Raw genomic sequence first — 24614 nt, forward strand, 5'->3', positions numbered from 1 at the left:
TCGTTCCGGGCGCCCGGCCGGATTTTTCTCAACCCGTGCGACACGACACCGGCTTGAATCCCCGGGCATCCCGCCCGTCTCAGTCCACGCGCGGCGCCCTGTATCCTCCCCTGATGGGGTGTTGGAGCTTGTGCGCAGGGCATGCGATACCTGGGGTAGCTCGTCGCGTTGAGGGAGGCGGAGCATGTCGCCGGACCGCGGTTCATCGGAACGGGAGCCACGCCCGGAGCAGGTCTCCGGCGAGGAAGCCCGGACCGTGCCCGCGACCTCCACCTCGCTCATGGACGCCAGCCATGCGGGGACGCTGAGCGCGGGTTGTGAAGCCCTCTTCCGCTCCACCGAGACGACGCTCCAGTGGGCCTGGCGGGTGCTGAAGTGCGCGAAGGCGGGTCCGGGCGCGGGCCCCCTGGCCACGTCCGCCCGTCAGTGCGCGCTCGAGTTCCTGGATCGCGTCCCGCCTCATGTGCGCCGCGGCGTGGCGGAGCTCCTGGGGTACAGCAACCTGTGGCAGGCGGTGTGTACGCGGCTGGGACGCCCGGTGGCGCGCTCCACCGAGGAGCTGCAGCATGAACTGGGCGAGGACCTCCAGGTCCTGCTCCACGGCGCCCAGGCGCGGCTGGGGACCGCCGCCGCGCTGGAGCAGGGGCTCCTGGTCCACCTGGGGCGGCTGCGCGATTCCCGCCGGGGGGAGCCGGGCGCGCCGCTGGAGCTGCGCGCGGCCCTGGACGCCTTCACCCACTCCCTGTCCGAGCTGATGACCGCGGCCAGCGCCTACCGCCGCGCGTGGGAAGCCGCGGAGACGGAGCTGTCCGAGTCCGCGGCGTGGCTGGGCGCCGGAGACCCGGGCTTCTGCTCGTGGATGGCGGACCACCTGTCAGAGACAGTCTTCGCGTGGCGCAACGCCCACGCCTCCGTCCGCACGCTGCGCGAGCTGGGAGAGCTGTCCCAGCAGTCGTAGCCGGACGCCTGCCTCAGGCATCCACGAGGATGCGGTGCCGGTACAGCTCCAGCAGGACGTCCTCGGACAGGTCCGCCTGCTTGTGCTCGCGCAGGTGCTTGCGCACGGCGTCCACGGGCTCGCGTCCGGTGAAGTCGACGAGCAGTCCATAGGCTTCACCGGGCAGGGCCACGGCGTCGTATTCGCTGTACGCGCCCAGGGCCACGCTGCCGTCCTGCATCCACTGGACGGTGGCATCGGGGTTGAGCTTGAGCGTGCGCGGCAACTTTGGCGCCACGGCGGTGTGGCGGAGCTTCTCCAGCGTCTTCAGCTCGATGGTGCCATCCAGGCCCAGCAGCTTCTCCACGCCGTCCGGGGGCAGCGCCTTCACCAGGCGGTAGCACTCCCGGAAGTAGTCGAGCTCGAGTCCCTCGTAACCCTGCCACAGCGCCGCGTAGGTCTTGGCGGGCGGCGCGGTGTCATCCAGGTCCTCCACGGTGAGCGGCCCGGGCTGCGTCTCCGCGCGGTCCTTGCCCGACAGCACGTAGTCGGGGAGGAGCTGGAGCGCCGTCCAGCGTGACAGCTGGATTTCGGCCAGCGTCAGGTACGTCTTGAGGGACATCCAGAACTTGCGACCGTCCGCGCCCGCCACGTACTTGCAGAAGAAGGTGGAGCAAACGGCTTCGCGGTAGGGCCAGATGGTGCAGCCGCCGCTGTCCGCGGAGTAGTAGCCGCAGCGCAGGGACGCGGCCCGGCCGAAGAACTGGTGGCCGTTCTTGTAGAGGAACTGGAACTTGGCGGGAGGCTTCACCCACTGCGGCGTGACGCCCACGCGGCTGGCGATTTTTGCCTCCATGCGGCGCCGGCCCTCGGCCAGCTCGGGGCGGTCATCGGACAGCAGCGCGCCCACCAGGTAGTTGGGCAGGCGCGGCGAGTACGTGCAGCACTTGGTGTCCGGCCGGAACATGCGGCTCACGCCGTCCACGGAGTCGACGGCGCCCTGCGCGGAGTCCTGGCTCATGGCGCAGTTCGAACAGGTGGCCTTGCTCTCCTCGGGAACGTCCTGCCGGAAGAAGTCAGGAAGAAGGTCGCGGTAGAGAAGGGGAAGGCTGTCGAGCATGCGTGGCATGGCGGCTCCGGGAAGGTGTCCACCGACGCGCCGGACTCACTGGCGCGGGCTTTCTTCCCGGAGCCTGACGAGCGGAACGACGCGTCGAGCGGCCTAGAAGTAGCAGATGGAGTCGAAGCCGCAGTAGCCCTGACGGTCTCCGCACTGGCAGTCGTAGTCATCCGCACAGAACATCGCCGAGCAGAAGGGGCCACCTGAGCCGCCGGAGCCTCCGCCCGTTCGATAGGTGTACTCGCACATGGAGTTCACGCAGGCGGCCGTCTGCGCACTGGGACACGCGTTCGCACACTCCCAGTCCTCGTCACAGAAGGACTGGAAGCAGATGGCCAGCGAGGACTCGGCGCTCGCGCTGTTCTCACAGAGCGCCTCGGGCTCGGAGTTGATGGGGTCAGCCGCCGCGACGGTCGCGAACGTCAGCAGCAGGGCGGCACTCCAGGCGAAGGGACGGGGGATGAAAGACATGGATGCTACTGAGCCGACACCCCGGGCGGGAGTGCATGGGAATGTCAGGCTGTCAAAGAATACCAGGATGTGTCTGGGGTGAAGGCAGGCGTTCTTGCTCGCTTGCATTCAATGTCAGACATTCGTGCTGGCCGACGTGGCACGTCGCGCGAAGATTCCGTCCCGGCTGATGCACTGCGTATCACGCCCGCTGCGTGAGCTGCCCATGCGCTCCGTGAGGGGACGCCTTCGTGAGTCGTGTTTCACCCGCGCAGGCAGGTCAAAAAGCATGGCTGTAAGTGAAATAACGCTATGACCTGACGGTACAGGTGGCGTGTCCGGTAGGCTACGCAGCCAATGCCGTGGGTCATCCCCCCGTTGACCACTCGGAGGTGTGCCATGGACGGATCCGGTCCCCTCCCGTTTCCGGTTGAAGCCCAGGACGTTGGCGTCATCGGACGCGTGCATGCTGCGCTGACACATCAGTTTCCACACCTGCATCCGGCGGCGCGTCAAGCCATCAGCGGGCTCGTGCGTTTCTGCGACGGGTGGCGGCGGCTGTTTCCGGCGCGGCGGCCGACCCAGGTGGTGCCCGCGCTGACGACGTGGGAGCAGTTCCTGACGACCGAGCCCCGCTCGCGCCGCATCATGGTGACGGTGCAGCCGTTGGGCGTGGAAACGGACGGTGGGACGTGGGCACCGGTGCTGCTGGCGCGTGTGGCGCGCTGGTACCGCGACAGTCGCGGCGTGCGCCGGCAGAACCAGCCCCTGGACGTCTGGGTGGCGCGCCTGGGCCGCGAAGGCTCCGATGCACGCCAACGCGTCCAGGACGCGGACGTGCTCACCGCCGCCATCACGTGCGAGGACGGTGGGTTCCAGGTGGTGCGTTTGTCGCTGGACGACGCGGCGCTGACGCCTGATGCGGTGGCGGCGTTGCTGGCGGGCACGCCCAGCCGCTCGCTGGCCGAGGCACGCCGGGATGGCTTGTTCCCGCAGGTGCTGGTGGACCGCGCCTCGCGAGGCGACAGCGCCTGGACGTCCCACCTGCTGACGTCGAGCGCCTGGCTCGGTGCGAGAGTGGACGCGGCGACGGGCGCCCTGGAGCTGAGCTTCGACCACCTGGTGATGGATGGCACCGCGATGGCCGAGCTCTCGCTGGCCGCCTCGGAGGGCTTGCCGCGCAGGGAGGGCCGCGCGGCGCCGGGCGAATGGCTCACCGGTCCCGAGGAGCCGTCGCCGCTGCTGCGAGTGGAGCTTCCGGAGGGGCTCGACTTCCGGAACCTCACCTGCGCGATGCTCCAGGCGGTGCAGCGGGCCGGCGAGGGTGTGTTCCCCGTCGACAATCCCACGCTGCTGGTGCCGGTGCTGCCCGCGTCGCCGCACACCGTGGCGCGGAAGTGGCGGCGCATTGATATCGCGGTGGTGCCCTCGCGGACGCGCACAGGGCCGATGACGCCCGCGCACGTCGCGCACCTGCTGGAGCAGACGCGGCGGGGCGGCGGCGTGCTGAAGGACATCTTCTCCACGTTGTACTCACCGGCGCTGCCGTGGTGGTTGCCCTCGCTCACCACGCACGGCTTCGCCTTCACGCCCTTGCTGCGGCAGGTGCCCGCCGCTCTGGGAGGCAATGCCCTGCTGTCCAAAATCACCTTGGAGGTCGACGATGATGAAGCGCTGGCGCGGCATTCCCCGCTCTTCTTCAACACGATGCGACCGCTGTGTTCCGTGGGGGGCGGCGTGGCCCTCTGCGTGACGGAGGTCCTCCACGCGACGCCCTCGGGCGTGCGCAAACGCTTCTTCGCGGCGCTCGCGGGCAGTGGTGCCCTGGGCACGCGCGAGAAGCTGCTGGCCTTCCGGGATGTGCTCGTCGCGGAGGCGGTCAGCAGGGCCCGGCCGCGACGTCCGGCACTCCCTTGAATGAACCTTCCTGGTCTTCCGTCACGAGAGCTCTCCATGGTCTCCCCCCACGACCCCGGACGCATCCGGCCGCGACCGCACCTCCAGTTCCCCTTCGACGCGAGCTTCCCACGCATCTGGCACCGCAACGGCCCTGGCACCACGCACCTGTGGAACGGGCTCAACATGCTCTTCCCCCAGGGCGAGCGGTTCTTCGTGCGCAGCGTCAACCACTACATGCCGCAACTGGCGGACACGCCCGCGCTGCACGCGCAGGTGAAGGCATTCTTCGCGCAGGAAGGCAAGCACGCGCGCGAGCACCAGGACTACATCGAGCTGCTGGAGTCCCAGGGCTACGACATCCGCCGCTTCATGCGGCGGTACGAGTCATTCCTCTGGGGCGTCATCGACGCGAAGCTTCCGCCGTCGCTGCGGCTGTCCATCACCGCCGCGCTGGAGCACTACACGGCGCTGATGGGGGAGAACACGCTGACGCTGGGCGTGTTCTCGGACGGCCACCCGGCGATGCGCAACCTCATCGAGTGGCACGCCGCCGAGGAGATTGAGCACAAGGCGGTGGCCTTCGACGTGCTGCGGAAGGTGGCACCGGGCTATGGGCTGCGCGTGCTGGGCATGGTGCTGGGCGTGTTGTCCCTCTTTGCCCTGTGGTTCGCCGCCACGGTGACGCTGCTGCGCCAGGAGCGTGGGCTGGGGTGGACGGGGCTGCTGCGCGAGCTGTGGCGCGCTCACCGGAAGGACCCGGTGCTGTTCCAAGTGCTGGGGCGGGGCTTGCGGCAGTACCTGCGCCCCTCCTTCCACCCGCTGGACAATGACAACCTGGAGTTGGCCCGGGCCCACCTGGCGCCGCTGGAGGCGCCGCCTCCGGAGGTCCCGGAGCGCGAAGCGGCATAGCGGCGCGAGCGCGCGCCTGGTGAGGGGGCATCCCGCGCGGGGGCCCTGGAGGAGCGTGAAGGTTGCTTGCTCCTGCGATGCCCCGTCCGGCGCCCTGCAGGAATCGGTCAGTCTGTTGGCGGAGCTTCCCGCTTTGTCACGTGCGCCGTGCAGGCTCTGACGTGCGGCTGACACCTACCGTGGCTCCTGCCCGCATGTCCGGCAGGCGTCCCGGCGCGAACTCTTCACGCGCCGGGCCGACACACGGTGATAAGGACGGTCCCGCTGTTACCCAGAGCCACGATCTCGACCCATGTCCAGCATGCACACCCTGCGTGGGGCTCCGGCCCTTTCTGACTTCAGGCTCGCCAAGCTCCTGGCCCAGTGCCGTGAGCGGGTGCCCTCCGTTTCATCCGTCTATGCGGAGTTCGTGCACCTCATCGACGCTCCGGCGCCCCTCTCCGAGGCGGACCTGGCCACCCTGGGCCGCCTGCTCGACTACGGGCCCCGCGTGGCCACGGGCGCGCGCACCGGCAGCCTGCTGCTCGTGCTGCCTCGGCCGGGCACCATCTCCCCCTGGTCGTCCAAGGCCACGGACATCGCCCACAACTGCGGCCTGGGCGAGCGGGTGCGGCGCATGGAGCGCGGCACTGCCTTCTTCATCGCGGGCCCCGACGGGCAGGCGTTGCAGGACGCGGGGCTGGAGCGCCTGACGCCGGTGCTGCATGACCGGATGACGCAGGCGGTGGTGGGGCGTCTCGAAGACGCGGCCATCCTGTTCGCCGGGCACACGCCCCGGCCCTTCACGACGGTGGACGTGCTGGGCGGAGGCCGCGCGGCATTGGCGACCGCCAACCGCGAGCTGGGCCTGGCCCTGGCCGACGACGAGATGGACTACCTGGTGGCGCGCTTCACCGAGCTGAAGCGCAACCCCACCGACGTCGAGTTGATGATGTTCGCGCAGGCCAACAGCGAGCACTGCCGGCACAAGATCTTCAACGCGAGCTGGACCATCGACGGCAAGCCGCAGGAGCGCTCGCTATTCCAGGCCATCAAGAACACCTACGTCCAGCACAAGGAAGGCGTGCTCGGCGCGTACAAGGACAACGCGGCCGTCATCGAAGGCTTCGAGGTGGACCGCTTCTTCCCGTCCCCTGAATCCGGTGAGTGGGGCTCCGTGCGCGAGCCGGCCCACATCATGATCAAGGTGGAGACGCACAACCACCCGACGGCCATCTCCCCGTACCCGGGCGCCGCCACCGGCGCGGGCGGCGAGATTCGCGATGAGGGGGCCACCGGCCGTGGCGCCCGGCCCAAGGCGGGCCTCACCGGCTTCAGCGTGAGCCACCTGCGCATCCCGGGCTTCGAGCAGCCCTGGGAGCAGCCCTACGGCAAGCCGGACCGCATCGTCTCCGCGCTGGACATCATGGTGGACGGCCCCCTGGGCGGCGCGGCCTTCAACAACGAGTTCGGCCGGCCGAACCTCACGGGCTACTTCCGCAGCTACGAGGTGCAGGTCCCCACGCCCGGTGGCGTGGAGGTGCGCGGCTACCACAAGCCCATCATGATTGCCGGTGGCCTGGGCAACATCCGCGCGTCGCACGTGCAGAAGGGGCGCCTGCAGCCGGGTGACAAGCTCATCGTCCTGGGTGGGCCCGCGATGCTCATCGGCCTGGGCGGTGGCGCGGCGTCCTCCATGGCGCAGGGCGCGAGCGCGGCGGACCTCGACTTCGCCTCCGTGCAGCGGGACAACGCGGAGATGGAGCGGCGCTGCCAGGAGGTCATCGACAGCTGCTGGGCGCTGGGCGACAAGAACCCCATCCGCTCCATCCACGACGTGGGCGCCGGCGGTCTGTCCAACGCGGTGCCGGAGCTGGCCCACGACAACGACCTGGGTGGACGCCTGGAGCTGCGCGCGGTGCCCAACGCAGAGCCGGGCATGTCGCCGGTGGAGATCTGGTGCAACGAGGCGCAGGAGCGCTACGTGCTGGGCGTGGCGCCGGAGGACCTGGCCCGCTTCGCCGCCCTGTGTGAGCGGGAGCGCGCGCCCTTCTCCGTGCTGGGTGACGCCACCGCCGAGCAGACCCTGAAGCTGGGGGACACGCAGTTCGGCAACGCGCCCATCGACCTGCCCATGGACGTGCTGTTCGGCAAGCCGCCGCGTATGCACCGTGACGTGACGTCGCGCCGGGTGTCGTTCGAGCCGCTGAAGCTGGATGGCTCGCTGGCGGTGCTGGCGGAGCGCGTGTTGAGCCACCCCACGGTGGCGGACAAGAGCTTCCTCATCACCATTGGCGACCGCACCGTGTCCGGGCTCAGCAGCCGGGACCAGATGGTGGGCCCCTGGCAGGTGCCGGTGGCGGACTGCGCGGTGACGCTGTCCACCGTGACGAGCACCACGGGCGAGGCCATGGCCATGGGTGAGCGCACGCCGCTGGCCCTCATCGACGCGGCGGCCTCGGCGCGAATGGCGGTGGGCGAGGCGCTCACCAACATCGCCGCGGCCCGCATCGGCAAGCTGTCCGACGTGAAGCTGTCCGCCAACTGGATGGCCGCGGCGGGCAGCCCGGGCGAGGACGCCAGCCTCTACGCCGCCGTCCATGCGGTGGGCATGGAGCTGTGCCCCGCGCTGGGCATCACCATCCCGGTGGGCAAGGACTCCATGTCCATGCGCACCGTCTGGGAGGAGGGCGGTGCCCGCAAGGCCGTGACGTCGCCGGTGTCGCTCATCATCTCCGCGTTCGCGCCGGTGCTGGACGTGCGCAAGTCCCTGACGCCGCAGTTGGTGGACGTGGCGGACGACACGCGGCTGCTCTTCATCGACCTGGCGCGCGGGAAGCAGCGGCTGGGCGGCTCCGTGGTGGCGCACGTCAACGGGCAGGTGGGGCCGGAGAGCCCGGACGTAGAGGACCCGGCGCTACTGCGGGGCTTCTTCACCGCGGTGCAGGCGCTCAGCGAAAGCGGCTCGCTGTTGGCGTACCACGACCGTTCCGACGGCGGTCTGTGGGCCACGCTGTGCGAGATGGCCTTCGCGGGTCGCTGCGGACTGGATGTGGACCTGGCGCCGCTGGGCGGTGACGTGGCGGCGGCCCTCTTCAACGAGGAGCTGGGCGCGGTGGTGCAGGTGCGCGCCTCGGATGTGGCGCGCGTGCGCGAGGTGCTGGCGCAGCACGGCCTGTCACGGGATGTCCACGAGCTGGGCCGCCCGGTGACGGCGTTGCAGGTGCGGGTGCGCCACGGCGGCGACACATTGTTGGCGGAGGACACGTTGGCCCTGCGCCGCACGTGGTCCCGCGTCAGCTACGAGATGCAGAAGCTGCGCGACAATCCCACCTGTGCGGACCAGGAGTCCGCCGCGAGGACTGACGCAGCGGACCCGGGCCTGTCGCCGAAGCTGACCTTCGATCCGGCCCAGGACGTGGCCGCGCCCTTCATCGCGAAGGGGGCCCGTCCTCGGGTGGCCGTGCTGCGCGAGCAGGGCGTCAACAGCCAGCAGGAGATGGCCGCGGCCTTCACGCGGGCGGGCTTCGCCGCGGTGGATGTCCACATGAGTGACATCCTGTCGGGGCGGGTGTCGCTCGAAGGCTTCAAGGGCGTGTTGGCGTGCGGCGGCTTCTCCTACGGCGACGTGCTGGGCGCGGGCGGCGGGTGGGCGAAGTCCATCCTCTTCAACCCTCGCGCGCGGGACGCCTTCGCCGCCTTCTTCGCGCGGCCGGACAGCTTCGGCCTGGGCGTGTGCAACGGCTGCCAGATGATGTCGCAGCTCAAGGACATCATCCCGGGCGCGGAGCACTTCCCCCGCTTCGTGCGCAATGCCTCCGAGCAGTACGAGGCGCGGCTGTCGCTGGTGGAGGTGTCGAAGACGCCGTCGCTCTTCTACCAGGGCATGGAAGGCAGCCGGATGCTCATCGTCACCTCGCACGGCGAGGGCCGCGCGGAGTTCCCCAGCGCGGAGGACGCCGCCCGCGTCAACGGGCTGGGGCTGGTGACGACGCGCTGGGTGGACAACCACGGGCGCGTGGCGGAGTCGTATCCCGCCAATCCGAACGGCTCGCCCCACGGCATCGCCGGTCTGACGACGCGGGATGGGCGCTTCACCATCACCATGCCGCACCCGGAGCGCGTGCACCGCTCCGTGCAGCACTCGTGGCGGCCTCGCGAGTGGGGCGACGACGGCCCCTGGATGCGCATGTTCCGCAACGCCCGCGTCTGGCTGGGCTGAGCGCCGCGGGTCCGCCGAGCGAAAAGCAGGGCCGGGACAGCATCCGGCCCGCTCACCCGTTCCGTGAGGAGGCTATGCCTTGACCAGCTCCAGCGGCTGGCCTTCGGGGACATGCTTCATGGACACCGAGTTCATGCAGTAGCGCAGGCCGGTGGGCGGGGGGCCGTCGGGGAAGACGTGGCCCAGGTGCCCGTCGCAGCGTGCGCAGCGGACCTCGGTGCGAATCATGCCGTGCGAGACGTCCTGGATTTCCGCCACCGCGTCGGGTGCCACCGGCTGCGTGAAGGACGGCCAGCCCGTGCCGGACTCGAACTTCGTTCCCGCCTTGAACAGGGGATTGCCGCAGCCTGCGCACACGTAGGTGCCGGGCGTCTTCGTGCCCAGGAAGCACCCGGAGCCAGGCCGCTCGGTGCCCTGGCGGCGGAGGACTTCATACTCCTGGGGGCTCAAGCGCTTGCGCCATTCGTCGTCGCTGAGGGTGAGCTTGTCGACCATGCCTTCCTGCTCCTTGTCCGGGCCCGGACCGGGGCCCACGCGCACATCAGATGCGCATCCTGCCCCAGCGTCGCGCCTGGTGGGCAGCAAGGTGTGAGGGAGCTCGTCCGGCTCCTCGCTCCAGGGCCAGGCGCAATCCGGGAGGCGACGGCGGGGCGTCGGGGTTCAACGGGAGTGGGGAGGGGCGTCATGCCAAGTGAGGAGCGTGCAATGCGGATTGGCGAGCTGATGACCAAGAACCTGGAGACCATCGAAGCGGGCGAGCCCATCCGGGCCGCGGCGCTGAGGATGCGCACGTGCAACATCGGCTCCCTGCCAGTGCTGGAGGGTGGGCAGTTGGTGGGCATGCTGACGGACCGGGACATCGCGGTGCGGTCCGCGGCGCTGGGGCAGGACCCGAACACCACGCCCGTGCGCGAGGTGATGACGGCCACGGTCATCACCTGCGACGTGGACGCGACGCTCGACGTGGCGGAAAAGGTGATGGAGGAGAAGATGGTGCGTCGCCTCGTGGTGGTGGACGGTGAGCGGCGGCCGGTGGGGCTCTTGAGCCTGGACGACCTGGCCACGGTGCCAGAGGAAGTCCTGCACGCGGGCGAGGTGCTGGAGCGGCTCCAGCAGGTCTGAAGCGACGGGGCGCGAGCGGTGCGGTTCACCGCTCGCGCCCTGGTGTCACCCTCTGGCGTCCGGGGCCGGCCGGCACGACGCGACGAGCTCCGCCGCGGCGTCCTCCCACGGGACGTCCCGCTGCGCGCCGTCCCGCTGCCGCAGGCGGACGTTGCCCGCGGCCACCTCGCGTGCGCCCGCCACCACCAGCCACGGGACGCCCGCCGCGTGGGCATCCAGGACCTTGCGGGACAGGGATTCACCCCGCCGGTCCACGCTGGCGCGGCAGCCCGCCTCCTGGAGCTTCGCGGCGAAGCGCTCGGCGTAGTCGGCCGCGCCTTCACCCACGGCGGCCACCACCACCTGCTGCGGCGCCAGCCAGGGCGGCAGCGCGCCGCCGTGGTGTTCCAACATGACGCCGATGAAGCGCTCCAGGCTGCCGAGCAGCGCGCGGTGAAGCATCACCGGACGGACGCGGGCCCCGGAGGCGTCGACGTAGTGGAGGTCGAAGCGCTCCGGCAGCACGAGGTCCAGTTGGATGGTTCCGCACTGCCACGCACGCCCCAGCCGGTCCTTCAGAACGAACTCCAGCTTGGGCCCGTAGAAGGCCCCCTCGCCCGGCTGCATCTGGCACTGGAGCCCCGCTTCCTTCGCCGCGAGGAGGAGCCAGGACTCGGCCTTGTCCCAAAGCTCATCGCGCCCCGCGCGCGACGCGGGCCGGCCGGAGAAGGCCACCTGGACGTCGTCAAAGCCGAAGCCCGCGTAGAAGTCCTTCAGCGAGCGGGCGAAGCGGACGACCTCCGGCACCACCTGCGGCTCGGCGCAGAAGATGTGGCCGTCATCCTGGGTGAACTGCCGCAGGCGGAACAGGCCATGGAGCGCGCCGCCGGGCTCCGCGCGGTGCACCAGGCCGAACTCGCCCAGGCGCAGCGGCAGGTCGCGGTAGCTGGGCGCCATGCGCTGCACCAGTTCGATGTGGCCGGGGCAGCTCACTGGCTTCACGCCCAGGTGCCGCGCGCCGTCCTCCACCAGGAACATGTTCTCCCGGAAGTTGTCCCAGTGGCCGCTGCGCTCCCACAAGGGCTGCGCGTAGAGCTGTGGGGTGCGGACTTCCTGGTAGCCCTCGCGGCGCATGCGCTGGCGGACGTGCTCCTCCAGCAGCCGGTACAGCACCAGCCCGCGCGGGTGCCAGAACACCATGCCGGGTGCCTCTTCCTGCAGGTGGAAGAGGTCCAGGCGTTGGCCCAGCGCGCGGTGGTCGTGTTCGTCGAGCATTGCTTCGTCTCCGATTCGGAAGGGTGAAACGCCATCCGGTCGGAGCGCTGAGCGAGCGCACGGTTGCCCCGGCCGGAGAAGGCGGGGCAGGGAACCGTGCGTTCGTCAGCTCACCACGTGACGCGCACGGTTCCACGCCCGCCGAAGCGAGTCGTGGTGCCGGTGGTCGTGGTGGTGATGACGAAGCTCACGGCGAAGAAGATGCGAGGGGCGCGGAGAATTGTCAACTCGCCCCCCTGCACGGACCCTGCGCCATTGGGAGGGCCCGTGCAGGTGTTGCTACGCCAACAGCGACGCGAGCCCGATGAGGCCGGCGATGAGGAAGAACAGCGACTCACCGGCGATGAGGCCACCGCCCATGAGGGACATGGTGCTCATGTCCTCCGGAAGGGCCTCGCCTTCACCCGGGCTGCCACTCACCGCGGGCGCTCCACGCTTGGAGAACGTGTTCCAGACGGACGTCACGATGCCGCCCGCGCCGAACCACAGCGACACCGGGAACGCCACGAAGCCGCCGAACGACGACGCGTAGGGGCTGGGCAGCAGGATGGCGTCCACCGTCCAGCCGACGGCGAAGCCCTGGCGGGAGCCCTTCACGTACCGCTGGTAGCGCGCGTTGCCTCGCACCACCTTGCGCAGCAGTTCGTAGATGAAGCCGATGGCCAGTCCGAGGAGCAGGGCATTCACGACGGCCTGCGACAGCGAGCCGAGGTCGCGGATGGCGCCCACCAGCTTGTACGTCATCGCGGAGCCCCACTGGCCCACCTCGGCGTTGGGGTTGTCGAGCTGGTTGATGGTGAGCGCCGGGTAGGCGGTCATGAATACGCGCGCCAGACCCACGCACAGCAGCGCGCCCATGATGACGCCCAGCACCTGATAGCGGAACTGGGTGACGCGGTTGGTGCCCAGGCGCCAGCCGGTGGAGCGGTCCTGCTGCATGTCGCAGCCCACCGAGGTGGAGATGAGCAGGATGGTGGCGGCCATCATGCCCACCAGCGGGACGCGCAGGCCCATCATGGACATCATCAGCACGGAGATGACGAAGGCGCTGGAGATGGGGTTCTGGTCGGTGATTCCAAACGAGATGCCGTTGATGAGCACGAACAGCAGGGCGAGCAGCATGCCGAAGAGGAGCCAGCCGACGGGCTGATTCAGCACCTGCGTGCCTACCACCAGCGTCGCGCCGCCCCAGACAACCACCCAGGCCAGCAGCCGGGGGATGTTGACCTTCTTCCAGGACTCCTCCGCCTCTTCGTCTTTCGCCGAGGCCCGTTCGCGGATGCGCTTCGCCGCCTGGACCGCCAGCAGCGACAGGTCCACCACGGCCGCGCCGCAAATCATCCCCAGGCCGATGACGAAGCCGATTTTACGGAACGGGTCCTGAGGGCCGAGCCAGCCTATCTCTCGGAGGGTGGGCACCAGCACCGCGCCGATGACGGCCATCACGATGGCGGGGACGGTGATGCGGCTTCCGACAATCATGCCCGCGCCCAGCGTCGCCGCGCTGGTGCCGATGGAGGCGACGAAGGCCACCTTCTCCGTCATCCACGCAGCCAGGGCGCCCAGCAGGGTGCCGCCGCCCAGCTTGGAGATGGACGCCTTGAGCAGGCGCTTGTCCGTGAGGGCGCGCAGGATGTTGGCCACCGCCAGCCCGGACGGATAGTCGAGCTGGAGCTTGTCCACGAGCAGGGGCGTGTAGAGCATGCCCACGCCCACGGCGAACATGCCCACGCAGCCGACGAAGAGCATGAGCTGCCAGGCCGCGGGCATCTCCATGCCCAGCCACACCATGGACTGGATGAGCACGGACATGGCGCACAGCGAGGCCACTGACGCGGCCATCGTCTGCATGTAGTTGGCGCCGTGCTTGCCCTCCGCGCCGTACCCGTAGGTGACGGCGCTGCCGAGGATGCCGGCCAGCACCTGGCCGCCGACGAAGAAGCCCACGCTGAAGTTCATGTACGAGGCGGCGATGCCGCCCAGGGGCCCCAGGATGAACAGGGCCACGGCGCTCAGCAGCAGGTGGTACTTCCACGTCCCCACGGGGGGCAGCCAGTGGAAGCGACGATGGGAGGGCTCCGCGAGGGCGCGCTGCATGATGCGGAGGCGCTGGTGCGTTGGCTGGAAGACACCCCGCGCTATGCCGCGCTGTGCGTGGGCAAGCAGCGGCGCATGGGCCGACGCGTGTTGCGTCCCGACGTGTTGTTCCCGGTGGCCACGCGACACCGGCCGCGCGTGCTGCACCTTCGCCAGGAGGAACTGGGCCTGGATGTACCCGTGCGTGCGTCCGAGTGGCCCGCCGTGGCGGACTTCTTCGCGGCGCTCGCGCGCGGCGCCACGCGCGCGGAGCTTCGGGCCTTCGCGGCGCTGCCCGTGCTGGCGGAGTTGGTGGCGGACCTGGGGCAGGCGGGCTGGCTCGTGCGCCATGAAGCGCCCGTGGAGGTGCCCTCGCCCGGCGCGCTCTTCGTGGGGCACAACACGGTGCTGGTCGCGGGCCGCGAGGGACGCGTGCTGGTGGACCCGTACTTCCGGCCCGAGGGCGCGGTGGACGCGCCGGGCTATCCGCCGATGCAGCCCCGCGACGTGGGGCGCGTGGACGCGGTGGTCATCACCCACTCACATGGGGACCACTTCCACCTGGGCTCATTGCTCCAGTTGCCTCGCGATACGCGCATCTTCGTGCCGGCGGTGGCGCGTGAGAGTCTCTTCTCCACGGACTGTGCCCTTCGGCTGGCGCAGTTGGGCTTCACGCGCGTGGAGCCCTTGCGCTGGGGCGAGTCCCGGCAGGTGGGCGACGTCACCGTGCGCGCGCTGCCGTTCTACGGCGAGCAGCCCACGGATGGAGAAGGCCCGTACCCGGACCTCTTCAATGAGGGGAACGCGTGGCTGGTGCGGGCGCCCGGCTTCTCCGCGGCGTTCTTCGCGGACTCGGGGCACGACGTGCGCGGAGACATGGCGGCGGTGTGCCGGCGCGTGCGCCGCGAGGCGCCGGTGGACGTGCTCTTCTGCGGCGTCCGCGGCTTCCGGCTGGCGCCCATCTTCTTTGGCTTCACCACGCTGGAGGCGTTCCTGGTCAACGTCCCCCGCGCCATGCTGAAGGCGCCGCAGCGGCTCATGGCCGGGCCAGAGGAGGCGCTGCGCTATGGCGCCTTGCTGGGCGCGCGCTACGTGGTGCCCTGCGCGGATGGCGGGGCGCCCTGGTACTGGCGCGAGGGCATGGGGCCTCGCTACGCAGGCTACCCCGGCGAGCCCGTGAGCGGCGCCAGTCACCTGGATGAGAACCCGGACGCGGACCCCTATCCGGAGCGGCTCGCCGAGGTCCGGCGGAAGATGAAGGACGTTCCCAGGCCCCTGGTGCTGCGGCCGGGAGAGTCGCTGCGCTGGAAGGGCGCGAGGACGCCGGAGGTGGTGCGCCACCCTGGCTTCGTGTGGCCCTTCGGCGACGCGGCGTGACGCGTCCGCCGCGCGGGGACTCAGCGCGCGGCGAGCCGGGCCCGGCCTCGCACGAACTGCACCACGTACACCCCGGCGACCACCGCGAAGCACACGGTGGCCACCGTCAGGTACCTGCCGATGAGCTGGTGCTCGCCCCAGTTGTGGGGCATCCCCACCAGCTTGCTGGCGTCGCTCAGGCCCACGCCTTCCATCCTTCCGAAGGGGATGGCGTTGAAGTCCTTCTTCGACCTCCACCACGTGAGGAGGCCGTCCACGAGCGACAGCGCACCGAGCCCCAGGAAGCCCCAGCGCAGGGCCTGCTTGTGGAGGTAGCTGCCCGCGGGGGCGTAGATCGTCAGCATCATCACCGTGCCCAGCACCATCATCCCGCCATCGCCGTTGAAGGTGATGAGCATGTCCACCGTCTGCGGCGACAGCAGCAGCGTGCCCACGGCTTGAAGCGCCAGCAGGCTCGCGCCGCAGGCCACCCACAGCCATTGGCGGCGCCTCCACCCCCACCACGCCCACGCGCCCAGCGCCGCGGCGAGCATCAGCGCGAGGACATAGGAGCGGCCAAAGATGGCCGTCTTCCACAGCGTGGGGAACGCGGACCGGCCGCAGAACCAGGCCGTCATGGCGTGGCCCAGTTCATGGAACGGCATGGTGATGAGCCGGGCCGCGAAGCCGCTGAAGTTGCCGTTCAGCGCCACGTAGGACACGACGAGTGCCACGGGGATGGCCCAGGTGCGCAGGCGGTGCTCGAACGCGGCCTCCTCGGCGTCGCCGTCCCAGGCGGGTGTCTCCGGTGGCAGCACGTCCGGGCGCAGGTCGGGCGTCGCCAGCCATGCGGGGTCAACGAGCGGCGGTGGTTCCTCGGGCGCCCCTGAGGGGGCTTCCTCGCGCTGCCGCGCCGCCCGGGCCTCCGCCTTGGCGTAGATGATGCCGCAGCGGGGGCACTCCGGCCCGGCGGCGCGAGGTGACTGGCAACGGGGGCAGGCCTGGGGGGACGAGGCTTCCACGATAGTCCCACTCTAGGAGGCCGCCGCATCCGGCGAAAATCAGGGGGGATGGGGCGGGGGGGGCTTGACGGCCACGTCAGACTCACCCAAGAGCGCACCATGCCACCGCTGGACACGAAGACACGGGGACGGACGTCGCGCGGGCGCCTGCGCGCGCTGGACGCGTTCCTGTGCCGCTTCGAACGCCCGTTGCTCGAACGCCGTGACGGGCCCTGGGCACACGCGGTCTTCGTCGACGTGGGGTTCGGCGAGCACCCGTGGACGACGCTGGAGAGTGCCCATGCCTTTCGCGCGCTCAACCCGGAGCTCGTCGTGGTGGGCGTGGAGCTGGACGCGGAGCGCGCGCGGGCGGCGCAGGCGGACGCGGATGCCCGCACGTCCTTCCGCGAGGGCGGCTTCGCGCTGCCCCTGCGTCCCGACGAGCCCGCCCGGCTGGTGCGGGCCATGAACCTGCTCCGCCAGGGTCCCCCCGAGCGTGTCCCCGAGGTGCACCGCACCCTGACCCGCTACCTGCTGCCGTCGGGCCTGCTGGTGGAGGGGAGCGCGGACGCGACGGGCGCGGTGATGGCCGCGCACCTGCTGCGCCGCGGCGTTGGGGAGGGCGTGGAGCTGCCGCTGCGCGAAGCGCTCCTGTTCCACACCGACTTCAGCCTGGGCTTCGCGCCCATGCTCTTCCGGGACTGGCTGCCCCGGGACTTGCGCCGCCGGGTACGTCCGGGTGAGCCCATCCATGACTTCTTCTCCGCATGGAGCGCCGCCTGGCAGCAGGCGCGGACCCTGGGCCATACGCACCCACCCGATGCGTTTCGCGAAGCCGCGCTGGGGCTCTCCGCACGCATGGAGGGAGTGGCGACCGACCCGTGGCTCTTGTCCCAGGGTTACGTTGTTTGGAGGCCCAAAGGGGGCGTCTGTTTTTGACGACTGGGGGCCGCATCTTTCTCAGAGAAGGAGAGGGCGCAGCCGAGGGAAGCCAAGTGGGGTGGCGTGCGGTTATCCTTCGCGCGACCAGGACTTGAAACGGCACCTCCTCTCCTTCGCGTGAGGCGTGCCGGGAACGCAGCGGGAGAACGACACCGTCATGTTGGAGCAGGCACCCCAGGTTCGAATGGAGGGCCGTCCGTCCGTGCTGCTCTTCTCCGCGGGCTTCTACGGCACGCTCGCGGCCGCGCGTTGCTTCGGACGCAATGGCATTGACGTCACGGTGGCGGACCCCGGCAAGCTGGGGCCCGCGAGCTGGTCACGCTTCGTGGGCCGACGCGTGCAGTGCCCTCCGGAGTCCCAGGCCGAGGCCTTCATCGAGTGGCTGATGGACCTGGGCCGCCGCGAGCCGATGCGGCACGTGCTCTATCCGACGAGCGATGAGCTGGCGTGGCTGGTGTCCGTCCACCGCGAGGCGCTGTCGGAGTACTTCCACCTCTACGACCCGGGCGTCGACGCCGTCTACGGCCTGCTCAACAAGCGCAAGCTCTTCGAGGTGGGCCAGGCGGTGGGCCTGAAGCTGCCGCGCACCTGGTTCCCCGAATCGGAAGCGGACCTGAACGTGGTGTCCCGCGAGGCGCGCTTCCCGGTCCTCATCAAGCCCACCACGCAGATTCTCTACTCCACCCACCGCAAGGGGCAGCCGGTGCAGGCGCCCGAGCAGCTCGCGGAGGAGTACCGCGCCTTCTCGCGAGACGGGTACGCGCCCATGCTGGTGCGCTTCGACCCCGCGGTGTCGCGCCCCATGGTGCAGGAGTTCCACCCGGAGGCGGCGGAGGGCATCTACAGCCTCTCCGGCTTCGTGGACGAGACGGGCGAGCTGTTCGAGGTGCGCGGCGCCATGAAGGTGCTTCAGCGTCCGCGGCGGCTGGGCGTGGGCGTGTGCTTCGAATCCGCCCCGGTGCGCGAGGAGCTGGCCGCGGGGCTCCAGCGTCTGTGCAAGCGCCTGGGCTACCACGGCGTCTTCGAGGTGGAGTTCATCCAGACGAAGGACGACTTCCTCCTCATCGACTTCAACCCCCGCTACTACGGGCAGATGGGCTTCGACATCGCCCGGGGCCTGCCGCTGCCGCTCTTGGCCTACCACGCCGCGCTGGGGGACCGGGACGCCCTGCGCCGCGAGCTGCAGGCCGCGCGTGACTGGCGCGGCAACGGCGAGGTGTTCTGCAACCGCATCGCGCTGGAGATGCTGCTCAACCTCCAGCGGCTGTCCGGTGCGCTGCCGGAGGACGAGGCCCGCCAGTGGCGGAGCTGGCTGGCGTCACACCGGGACGTGGCGGTGGACCCGCTCATCGACTCGGATGACCTGATGCCCACCGCGGTGGAGGTGGCGCAGATTCTCTACGGCTCCGCGCGTCACCCCCGGGCCTTCATCCGGATGATGGTGCTCAACCGGTGAGCGCGGCGCGGCTGTCCAGCGCGTCGAACGTCACCAGGTCATCGAACGTCTCCGCGCGCCGCAGCAGCCGCTCCTTCCCGTCCTCCAGCGCGATGATGGCCGGCTGGGGATAGGAGAAGGACGTGGCGAAGGGCACGAAGTAGGCGCCCGCGTCCATGATGGCCAGCGTATCTCCCACGCGCAGGTCGGGCAGCCGCTTCGCGTGGTAGAGCGTGTCGCCCGGCGTGCAGATGGGGCCCACCACCGTGTAGACCTTGTCGGCCGGCGCGTCCGGCCGGTTCACGTGGAAGAGCTGGTGGTACTCGTTGCGCACGCACTCGGCATGGTTGATGCCGGCGTCCAGCACCGCCCACGTCCTGTCTTCCCCCGCCTTGAGCGCGTGCACGCGGCCCAGCAAGAGCTGCGTGTCGCCCGTCATGGAGCGGCCCGGCTCCAGGAAGATGCGGGGACGCTGACGGCCGCGCCGCGCGTAGTGCGTCTCCACCATCTCCACCGCCAGCGCCACGTAGCGGTCGATGGACAGCGACGCCGCCGGGTCGGGCGCGGGCACGTCGCGGAAGAAGGTGAGGTTGAGGCGCCAGTCGCGCTCGGCGATGTGCTCGACGGTGGGCGTGTTGAGGCTGCCGCCCAAATCGAGCACCTCCAAGTCCAGTCCCAGCTCCTGGTGCAGCGTGTCCGTGAAATCGAGCACCGACTCCACGAAGGCCGTGAAGTCGCCCTCCGTGCGGATGGTTTCTCCACGGTGCGCGTGCAGGCCCACCACGTTCAGGTGCTTCGAGCCGCGCGCCTGCTGGTAGGCCCTCAGCGCGGCGCCTCCCGCGATGGGCGTGCCGAACTGCGCGGACCAGCCGCTGTTCGTCGTCACCCGCACGGCGACGCGCGGGCGGCGGTCCAGCTCCGCGGCCAGCCGGGCGAAGACGGCAATCTCCTCCGCGTGGTTGGCGGCCAGCAACTGGATGCCCCGGGAGATGGCCTCGCGCACGGAGGCCTCCGACTTCACCGGGCCGTTGTAGACGATGCGCTCCGGGGGCACGCCCAGCTTCAGCGCCAGCCACATCTCGTAGGCGGAGATGACCTCCGCGCCCACGCCCATGCCGTGCAGGAAGGACAGCACGCCGGGCACCGGGTTCGTCTTGTACGAGTAATAGACTTCACAGCCGCCCGTGCGCCCCGGCGGCACCGCGAGGAAGCGCTCCGCGTTGCGGCGCAGCGCCGCCATGTGCACCACGTGCAGCGGCGAGCCCCAGCGCTCCACCAGTTGCGCCAGCGGGACACCCTCCAGGCTCAGGCCCTGGCCGGGCACGTCCCGCAGGCCCCAGTGCGAGGCGGGAATGTGGTTGCGCGCGGGGGCCATGGCACGCTGGAGCACCGGGCGCAGCGTCTGCTTCACCTGGCGCCTGGCCGTCCCGAGAAGCCGGCTCTTGAGGCTCATGATGCGCGGCCCTGGTTGCGCAGGCGCAGCGGCAGACGGCGGGCCACCTCAAAGGGCAGCACCCGCAGGGCGGCCTGCATGAGGCGGTACTCCAGCATGCCGTTCGTCTTGCGGTACTTGCCGTGAATCATCTCGTTGGACTGCACCACCAGCGTGCCGTCCTTGCCCAGGTTGTGCATCAGCGACGGCCGGCCAGTGCGGTAGTGCAGGATGGGCCGGTTGACGTAGACGTGGCCGAACGCGCGGATGCCGCGCAGGTAGAAGTCCACGTCCTCGTAGACGGGGATGGTGGCGTCGAAGCCGCCCAGCGGGGCGAAGTGCTCGCGGCGCACCATGCACGCGGAGTTCACATACAGCGTGCCTCGGAAGAGGATGTGGGCCACCGTCCACGCGCTGTTGGGCGTGCTGGCGCCCACCTGGGCGGCCCACTCGAAGTACTCGCTCTTGTCCTTGAGCCAGTCCGCGTCGTCGCCGAAGGGCACCACCCAGCCCACCGCCACGCCCGCGTCCGGCCGCGCGTCCAGCGCGCTCACCATGGCGTGCAGCGCGCCCTCGGCGAGCATGTCGTCGTCATCCAGAAAGTGCAGGTAGCGCCCGCGGGCCAGCGTGGCGCCGTGGTTGCGCACCACGGCCGGGCGGCCCTTCGACGGTGGGTCGTTCACCAGGTAGCGGACCCGCTCGTCCTTCAGCCCTTCCACCGCCTCGCGCGCCGTGCCCTCGGGCGTGTCGTCCAGGACGAGGACCTCGACGTTCACCCCTTCCTGGCGGAGGACCGAGCGGATGGCCTCCACCACTTCCTTCTCCCGCTTGTGGGTGGGCATCACCACCGAGACGTCAATGACGGACATAGCGGACTTATACGCGTTGGCGGCCACGCCTGAGAAGCCGCGCACCCGCGCGCCACCCCGTCACATCAGTAGCTCGCGAACTCCAGGTCGAAATCCACTCCATGCTCCGCTTCTGGGTCGCACTCGACCTGTGCCCGGACCGCCGCAAGTAGGACAGGAATGTCCGAATTCTGGCGGTTCCCACTCGGACGCGAGGGGGAGGTGGTGCTCACCACCACCCAGTCATGGCTGCCAGTGGCCGCACGGACCTGCCTGTCCGCTCGACCGAAATCCCAATGCGACAGGCGGTTCAGCGAAGGCTGTGTGCGGTGGCGGGCCATGGTCATCCTCCTGCCTCGACTCCGCGAGGCTGGCCGTTGGTTGTGCAGACGTCATGCCAGCCTGCCGGCTGGGCAGATGGGCGTGCCGCGGACGACGTTTTCCCTCTGAGAAGCGGGGGCTCGCCCGGAAGTGGTGGCTTCGGGGCACCGGGTCAGACTTGACGCCGGACGACGGTCGCGACAGGAACAGGCCACACATGGCGTTCCTCCTGGCACACGAAGTCGAGAAGCCCCGGGCCTGCAGCTACCTGCCGGAGCGGGAGGCCTCGCTCGAAAACCTCGTGCTGGAGGACGTCACGCCGGAGGAGTACGAGCACCTGCTGGTGCGAGGCTGGCGCCGCTTCGGCCTGGTGTACTTCCGGCCGGCCTGCGTGGGCTGCAATGCCTGCGTGTCATTGCGCATCCCCGTGGAGGGCTTCCGGCCCAACCGCAGCCAGCGCCGCGCGCGTGCCGCGTGCGCGCACCTGCGCGTGGAGGTGGGGCCGCCGCGTGTGGATGACGCGCGGCTGGCGCTGTATCTCCAGTGGCATTCGGAGCGCGAGACCAAGCGCGAATGGGAGCCGTCACCCATCACCGCGCGCGAGTACTCGCTCCAGTTCTCCTATCCGCACCCGTCCGCGCGCGAGGTGGCGTGGTACGACGACGGCGCGGAGGGCGGGTCCAGGCTGGTGGGCGTGGGCATCTGCGACGAGACGCCGCGCGCCTGGAGCGCCGTGTATTTCTTCTACGACCCCGCCTACGCGCACCTGTCGCTGGGCACGGCCAACGTGCTGCACCAGGTGGAGCTGGCGAAGGCGCGGGGCATCCCCCACGTCTACCTGGGCTACCGCGTGCTGGCGTGCGCGTCCCTGCGCTACAAGGGCGCCTTCCGCCCGCACGAACTGCTGGAGGAGCGGCCCGCGCTGGACGCGGCGCCTCACTGGGTGGCGCCGCCCGAGGAGGCTTGAGGCAGGGCCTGGAGCGCCGCGCCGAAGTGCTGGAGCAGCCGGCGCGCGTATTCCTCCGGCGCCACGCGCGCGTACTGGCCATGGCCCGCCCCCTGGACGACCCAGAGTGACTTGGGTTCGCACGCGGCCTGGAAGAGGCTGGCCTGGAGCTTCGCGGGCGCGTCCGGGTCCACGTCGCCGTTGACCAGCAGCAGCGGCCTGCCGCCCAGCCGGCACATCCCGTCAATGGGGCGCACCGCGTCCACCGTCACGCCCGCGCGGCGCAGGGCCCACAGCACCGGCTCCGCGCTCATCGCACCCCAGCGGCCATAGCCCGCGTAGATGTCCGCCTCCAGCGCGGGATAGGCCCCCGCGGCGGCCACCGCCTTCACCCGCGCGTCCTCGCTGGCGACCAGGAGCGACGTGGTGCCGCCCATGGAGAAGCCGAAGAGGCCCAACCGTCCCGGGTCCACGTCCGGGCGCCGTGAGACGAAATCCAGCGCCGCCGTCACGTCGCGCCGCTCCCGGTCTCCCCACGTCACCGTGTCGCCGCCGCTCTCGCCGTGCGCGCGTAGGTCAAAGAGCAACACACCGTAGCCCGCGCCCGCGAGCGTCCGGGCCTCGAAGAGCAGCTGCGCGCGGTTGTCCGCGAAGCCGTGTACCAGCACCACCGCGGCGCGGTTGCGGGAGGGCACGTACCAACCCTGGAGCGGCACCCCGTCGGACGTGGTGAAGGCCACGTCCTCCAGTGGCGACAACGCCGGCTCTGCCGGGGGACGAGTCACCGGAATGGGCGGCGGATGCAGCAGGCCCTGGCCAATGCGATGACCGTTCACCACGAGATATCCCGCCGCGGCGAGCAGCACGCAGAGGGGCGCCAGCGCCATGAGACAGCGGAATCGAGTGCGTGTTTTCACGGATATCTGGGATTGGCTTGGAATAAAGCGAACCCTAGCTGAGCCGGGGGGGTGGCGGAGCGAATGCAAGTTGGTTACACCGCGGGTGGGTCAGGTTGGAGCCGGGGGGAGTCCTGTCACTCCGAAGGTCCTGGACCGCGGTGTCTCGAAGCACGTGAGAGTGCGGGTGATGCTCGTAACGACACAGGGCGAGGCGCCTCCAGTAGCCGCTCGGAAGCGGGTGCTGTTCACGCTGGTGTTCCTGGGCTCGGGCGGCATCGAACGGTCCGTGTGCAACGTGCTGACGGGGCTGGACCCCGGCCGGTTCGACACGAAGATGTTCTTCCACCACCGGCCCCATCCGAAGAGTCAGAGCGACCGGATTCCGCAGCGCACCGAGGTGGTGTGGGGCACCGACGCCTTCGAGTACCGGCGGGACATGCTGCCGCGCTTCTTCTGGCGGCTGGTGCGCGAGGCGCGCGACGTGGACGTCATCGTGGCGGGGCAGGAGGGCCGGGCGGCGCTGCTGGCGTGCCTGGCGGGGCGGCTGCTGCGCAAGCCCGTGGTGGGCATGATTCACTTCGACTGGGGCGCCTTCCACCTGGAGCAGCCCCGGCGGCAGCTCTGGGGGCTGCGGTGGCTCTACCCCCGCATGAGCCGCATCGTCGCGTGCGGCCACGACTCCGCGAAGGCCTTCCGGGACCTGGTGCCGGTGCGGCCCGAGCAGCTCCACGTCATCCCCAACTTCGTGGACGGCGACCGGGTGCGCGCCGCCGGTGAGCACCCGCTGCCCGCCTGGGCGGAGCCCATCTTCCGCAAGCCCGTGGTCATCGCCGTGGGCCGGCTGGAGCACCAGAAGGCCTTCGACGTGCTCATCCGGAGCCACGCGCTGATGCGCCAGGCCGGGGTGGACCAGCACCTGCTCATCCTGGGGGAAGGCTCGCTGGAGGCGGAGCTGAAGGCGCTGGTGAAGTCCCTGGGCGTGGAGGACTCCGTCTTCCTACCGGGCTTCGCGCCCAACCCCCATGCGCTGATGCGGCGGGCGGCGGCCTTCGCCCTGTCCTCGCGCTTCGAGGGGCTGCCCATGGTGCTGCTGGAGGCGCTGGCCCTGGGCTGCCCCGTGGTCAGTACCGACTGCCCCTCCGGCCCCGCGGAGGTGCTGGAGCACGGCAAGCACGGCGTCCTGGTGCCCATGGAGCAGCCCCAGGCGCTGGCGGACGCCCTGGCGCGAATCGTCCAGGACGACGTGCACCGGGCCGACCTGTCCGCCAAGGCCCGGCGCCGCTCCGAGGAGCTGTCCGCCGACCGCGCCCTCAAGGCCTGGGAGTCCCTGCTCTCGTCGCTCTGACAGAGAGAGAGGGGCCCGGTCCCCCGCCTTCCGGACGGGGGGATGAAATGAGCCCTCTCGGGGGTTCCCCTGCACGGCTTCGGGACGTCCACCTTCGTCCCGGAGGCCCGGCCGGGCGGCA

The 24614-nt window shown here is 70.3% G+C and carries 20 protein-coding genes; 10 read left to right on the forward strand and 10 right to left on the reverse strand.

Going from position 1 to position 24614, the window contains the following annotated elements:
• Positions 1-184: 184 nt before the first annotated feature.
• Complete coding sequence (locus FMP39_RS16625) at positions 185-958, forward strand: hypothetical protein (protein ID WP_090489643.1); 774 nt, start codon at positions 185-187, stop codon at positions 956-958.
• 13 nt (positions 959-971) lie between these two features.
• On the opposite strand, the gene FMP39_RS16630 is transcribed toward FMP39_RS16625, so the two are convergent.
• Together FMP39_RS16630 and FMP39_RS16635 are read right to left on the reverse strand one after the other, a co-directional pair.
• Positions 972-2066 (reverse strand): hypothetical protein, encoded by a 1095-nt coding sequence (locus FMP39_RS16630; RefSeq protein WP_141591236.1) that lies wholly within the window; start codon positions 2064-2066, stop codon positions 972-974.
• Positions 2067-2159: 93 nt separating this feature from the next.
• Entirely contained in the window at positions 2160-2528 is a 369-nt protein-coding gene (locus FMP39_RS16635; RefSeq protein WP_228558047.1) for a hypothetical protein, read from the reverse strand.
• Positions 2529-3038: 510 nt separating this feature from the next.
• Here FMP39_RS16635 and FMP39_RS16640 point away from each other — a divergent pair.
• The 3 genes from FMP39_RS16640 (at position 3039) to purL (ending at position 9516) form a co-directional block, all read left to right on the forward strand.
• Positions 3039-4424 carry a hypothetical protein gene (locus FMP39_RS16640; RefSeq protein WP_228558048.1) on the forward strand — a complete coding sequence of 462 codons (1386 nt, stop codon included), beginning with the start codon at positions 3039-3041 and terminating at the stop codon, positions 4422-4424.
• 36 nt (positions 4425-4460) lie between these two features.
• The gene (locus FMP39_RS16645; protein WP_141591242.1) at positions 4461-5315 is read left to right on the forward strand and encodes a metal-dependent hydrolase; all 855 of its coding nucleotides are present in this window, start codon (positions 4461-4463) and stop codon (positions 5313-5315) included.
• A 292-nt stretch (positions 5316-5607) separates the two neighbouring features.
• On the forward strand, positions 5608-9516 hold the full coding sequence (gene purL, locus FMP39_RS16650; RefSeq protein ID WP_141591244.1) for a phosphoribosylformylglycinamidine synthase: 3909 nt from the start codon (positions 5608-5610) through the stop codon (positions 9514-9516).
• A gap of 72 nt (positions 9517-9588) precedes the next feature.
• Here the strand turns inward: purL and msrB are convergent, their stop codons facing one another.
• On the reverse strand, positions 9589-10011 hold the full coding sequence (gene msrB / locus FMP39_RS16655) for a peptide-methionine (R)-S-oxide reductase MsrB (protein ID WP_090489950.1): 423 nt from the start codon (positions 10009-10011) through the stop codon (positions 9589-9591).
• Between the two features lie 189 nt (positions 10012-10200).
• Between msrB and FMP39_RS16660 the strand changes: the two genes are divergently transcribed.
• Positions 10201-10638, forward strand: coding sequence for a CBS domain-containing protein (locus tag FMP39_RS16660; RefSeq protein WP_228558049.1), 438 nt, complete (start codon positions 10201-10203; stop codon positions 10636-10638).
• 45 nt (positions 10639-10683) lie between these two features.
• On the opposite strand, the gene thrS is transcribed toward FMP39_RS16660, so the two are convergent.
• Together thrS and FMP39_RS16670 are read right to left on the reverse strand one after the other, a co-directional pair.
• Positions 10684-11892 carry a threonine--tRNA ligase gene (gene thrS, locus FMP39_RS16665; protein ID WP_141591248.1) on the reverse strand — a complete coding sequence of 403 codons (1209 nt, stop codon included), beginning with the start codon at positions 11890-11892 and terminating at the stop codon, positions 10684-10686.
• Between the two features lie 279 nt (positions 11893-12171).
• Positions 12172-13989, reverse strand: a complete 1818-nt coding sequence (locus FMP39_RS16670) for an OPT/YSL family transporter (RefSeq protein ID WP_141591250.1) — start codon at positions 13987-13989, stop codon at positions 12172-12174.
• Between FMP39_RS16670 and FMP39_RS16675 the strand changes: the two genes are divergently transcribed.
• Positions 13960-15345 (forward strand): MBL fold metallo-hydrolase, encoded by a 1386-nt coding sequence (locus tag FMP39_RS16675; protein ID WP_228558050.1) that lies wholly within the window; start codon positions 13960-13962, stop codon positions 15343-15345. The two genes, FMP39_RS16670 and FMP39_RS16675, sit on opposite strands and share 30 nt — an antisense overlap.
• Before the next feature lie 20 nt (positions 15346-15365).
• On the opposite strand, the gene FMP39_RS16680 is transcribed toward FMP39_RS16675, so the two are convergent.
• Positions 15366-16346 (reverse strand): hypothetical protein, encoded by a 981-nt coding sequence (locus FMP39_RS16680; RefSeq protein ID WP_141591253.1) that lies wholly within the window; start codon positions 16344-16346, stop codon positions 15366-15368.
• Positions 16347-16445: 99 nt separating this feature from the next.
• Here FMP39_RS16680 and FMP39_RS16685 point away from each other — a divergent pair, with 99 nt between their 5' ends.
• Complete coding sequence (locus FMP39_RS16685; RefSeq protein ID WP_141591255.1) at positions 16446-17264, forward strand: methylase; 819 nt, start codon at positions 16446-16448, stop codon at positions 17262-17264.
• 160 nt (positions 17265-17424) lie between these two features.
• Positions 17425-18723: a carbamoyl-phosphate synthase gene (locus FMP39_RS16690; RefSeq protein ID WP_141591310.1), complete on the forward strand. Its 1299-nt coding sequence runs from the start codon at positions 17425-17427 to the stop codon at positions 18721-18723.
• Here FMP39_RS16690 and FMP39_RS16695 read toward each other — a convergent pair.
• The 3 genes from FMP39_RS16695 to FMP39_RS37440 form a co-directional block, all read right to left on the reverse strand.
• Positions 18713-20155 (reverse strand): pyridoxal-dependent decarboxylase, encoded by a 1443-nt coding sequence (locus FMP39_RS16695; protein WP_141591257.1) that lies wholly within the window; start codon positions 20153-20155, stop codon positions 18713-18715. The two genes, FMP39_RS16690 and FMP39_RS16695, sit on opposite strands and share 11 nt — an antisense overlap.
• The gene (locus FMP39_RS16700; RefSeq protein ID WP_171443547.1) at positions 20152-21003 is read right to left on the reverse strand and encodes a glycosyltransferase family 2 protein; all 852 of its coding nucleotides are present in this window, start codon (positions 21001-21003) and stop codon (positions 20152-20154) included. Before FMP39_RS16700 ends, FMP39_RS16695 begins: the two co-directional genes overlap by 4 nt.
• A gap of 65 nt (positions 21004-21068) precedes the next feature.
• On the reverse strand, positions 21069-21323 hold the full coding sequence (locus FMP39_RS37440; protein WP_141591259.1) for a hypothetical protein: 255 nt from the start codon (positions 21321-21323) through the stop codon (positions 21069-21071).
• A gap of 197 nt (positions 21324-21520) precedes the next feature.
• On the opposite strand from FMP39_RS37440, the gene FMP39_RS16705 reads away from it, so the two are divergent.
• Positions 21521-22270 carry an arginyltransferase gene (locus FMP39_RS16705; RefSeq protein WP_141591261.1) on the forward strand — a complete coding sequence of 250 codons (750 nt, stop codon included), beginning with the start codon at positions 21521-21523 and terminating at the stop codon, positions 22268-22270.
• On the opposite strand, the gene FMP39_RS16710 is transcribed toward FMP39_RS16705, so the two are convergent.
• Positions 22240-23136: an alpha/beta hydrolase gene (locus tag FMP39_RS16710; protein ID WP_141591263.1), complete on the reverse strand. Its 897-nt coding sequence runs from the start codon at positions 23134-23136 to the stop codon at positions 22240-22242. The two genes, FMP39_RS16705 and FMP39_RS16710, sit on opposite strands and share 31 nt — an antisense overlap.
• A gap of 199 nt (positions 23137-23335) precedes the next feature.
• Here FMP39_RS16710 and FMP39_RS16715 point away from each other — a divergent pair, with 199 nt between their 5' ends.
• Positions 23336-24493, forward strand: coding sequence for a glycosyltransferase (locus tag FMP39_RS16715; protein ID WP_141591265.1), 1158 nt, complete (start codon positions 23336-23338; stop codon positions 24491-24493).
• Positions 24494-24614: the final 121 nt, after the last annotated feature.

The sequence above is a fragment of the Myxococcus sp. AB056 genome (assembly GCF_006547365.1).
GTDB lineage: Bacteria > Myxococcota > Myxococcia > Myxococcales > Myxococcaceae > Myxococcus > Myxococcus virescens.

Coding starts and splice junctions, on each gene's coding strand:
- FMP39_RS16625 (WP_090489643.1), top strand. CDS start 185: ATGTCGCCGGACCGCGGTTCATCGGAACGGGAGCCACGCCCGGAGCAG.
- FMP39_RS16630 (WP_141591236.1), bottom strand. CDS start 2,066: ATGCCACGCATGCTCGACAGCCTTCCCCTTCTCTACCGCGACCTTCTT.
- FMP39_RS16635 (WP_228558047.1), bottom strand. CDS start 2,528: ATGTCTTTCATCCCCCGTCCCTTCGCCTGGAGTGCCGCCCTGCTGCTG.
- FMP39_RS16645 (WP_141591242.1), top strand. CDS start 4,461: ATGGTCTCCCCCCACGACCCCGGACGCATCCGGCCGCGACCGCACCTC.
- purL (WP_141591244.1), top strand. CDS start 5,608: ATGTCCAGCATGCACACCCTGCGTGGGGCTCCGGCCCTTTCTGACTTC.
- msrB (WP_090489950.1), bottom strand. CDS start 10,011: ATGGTCGACAAGCTCACCCTCAGCGACGACGAATGGCGCAAGCGCTTG.
- FMP39_RS16660 (WP_228558049.1), top strand. CDS start 10,201: ATGCCAAGTGAGGAGCGTGCAATGCGGATTGGCGAGCTGATGACCAAG.
- thrS (WP_141591248.1), bottom strand. CDS start 11,892: ATGCTCGACGAACACGACCACCGCGCGCTGGGCCAACGCCTGGACCTC.
- FMP39_RS16675 (WP_228558050.1), top strand. CDS start 13,960: ATGGGAGGGCTCCGCGAGGGCGCGCTGCATGATGCGGAGGCGCTGGTG.
- FMP39_RS16670 (WP_141591250.1), bottom strand. CDS start 13,989: ATGCAGCGCGCCCTCGCGGAGCCCTCCCATCGTCGCTTCCACTGGCTG.
- FMP39_RS16685 (WP_141591255.1), top strand. CDS start 16,446: ATGCCACCGCTGGACACGAAGACACGGGGACGGACGTCGCGCGGGCGC.
- FMP39_RS16690 (WP_141591310.1), top strand. CDS start 17,425: ATGTTGGAGCAGGCACCCCAGGTTCGAATGGAGGGCCGTCCGTCCGTG.
- FMP39_RS16695 (WP_141591257.1), bottom strand. CDS start 20,155: ATGAGCCTCAAGAGCCGGCTTCTCGGGACGGCCAGGCGCCAGGTGAAG.
- FMP39_RS16700 (WP_171443547.1), bottom strand. CDS start 21,003: ATGTCCGTCATTGACGTCTCGGTGGTGATGCCCACCCACAAGCGGGAG.
- FMP39_RS37440 (WP_141591259.1), bottom strand. CDS start 21,323: ATGGCCCGCCACCGCACACAGCCTTCGCTGAACCGCCTGTCGCATTGG.
- FMP39_RS16705 (WP_141591261.1), top strand. CDS start 21,521: ATGGCGTTCCTCCTGGCACACGAAGTCGAGAAGCCCCGGGCCTGCAGC.
- FMP39_RS16710 (WP_141591263.1), bottom strand. CDS start 23,136: ATGGCGCTGGCGCCCCTCTGCGTGCTGCTCGCCGCGGCGGGATATCTC.
- FMP39_RS16715 (WP_141591265.1), top strand. CDS start 23,336: ATGCTCGTAACGACACAGGGCGAGGCGCCTCCAGTAGCCGCTCGGAAG.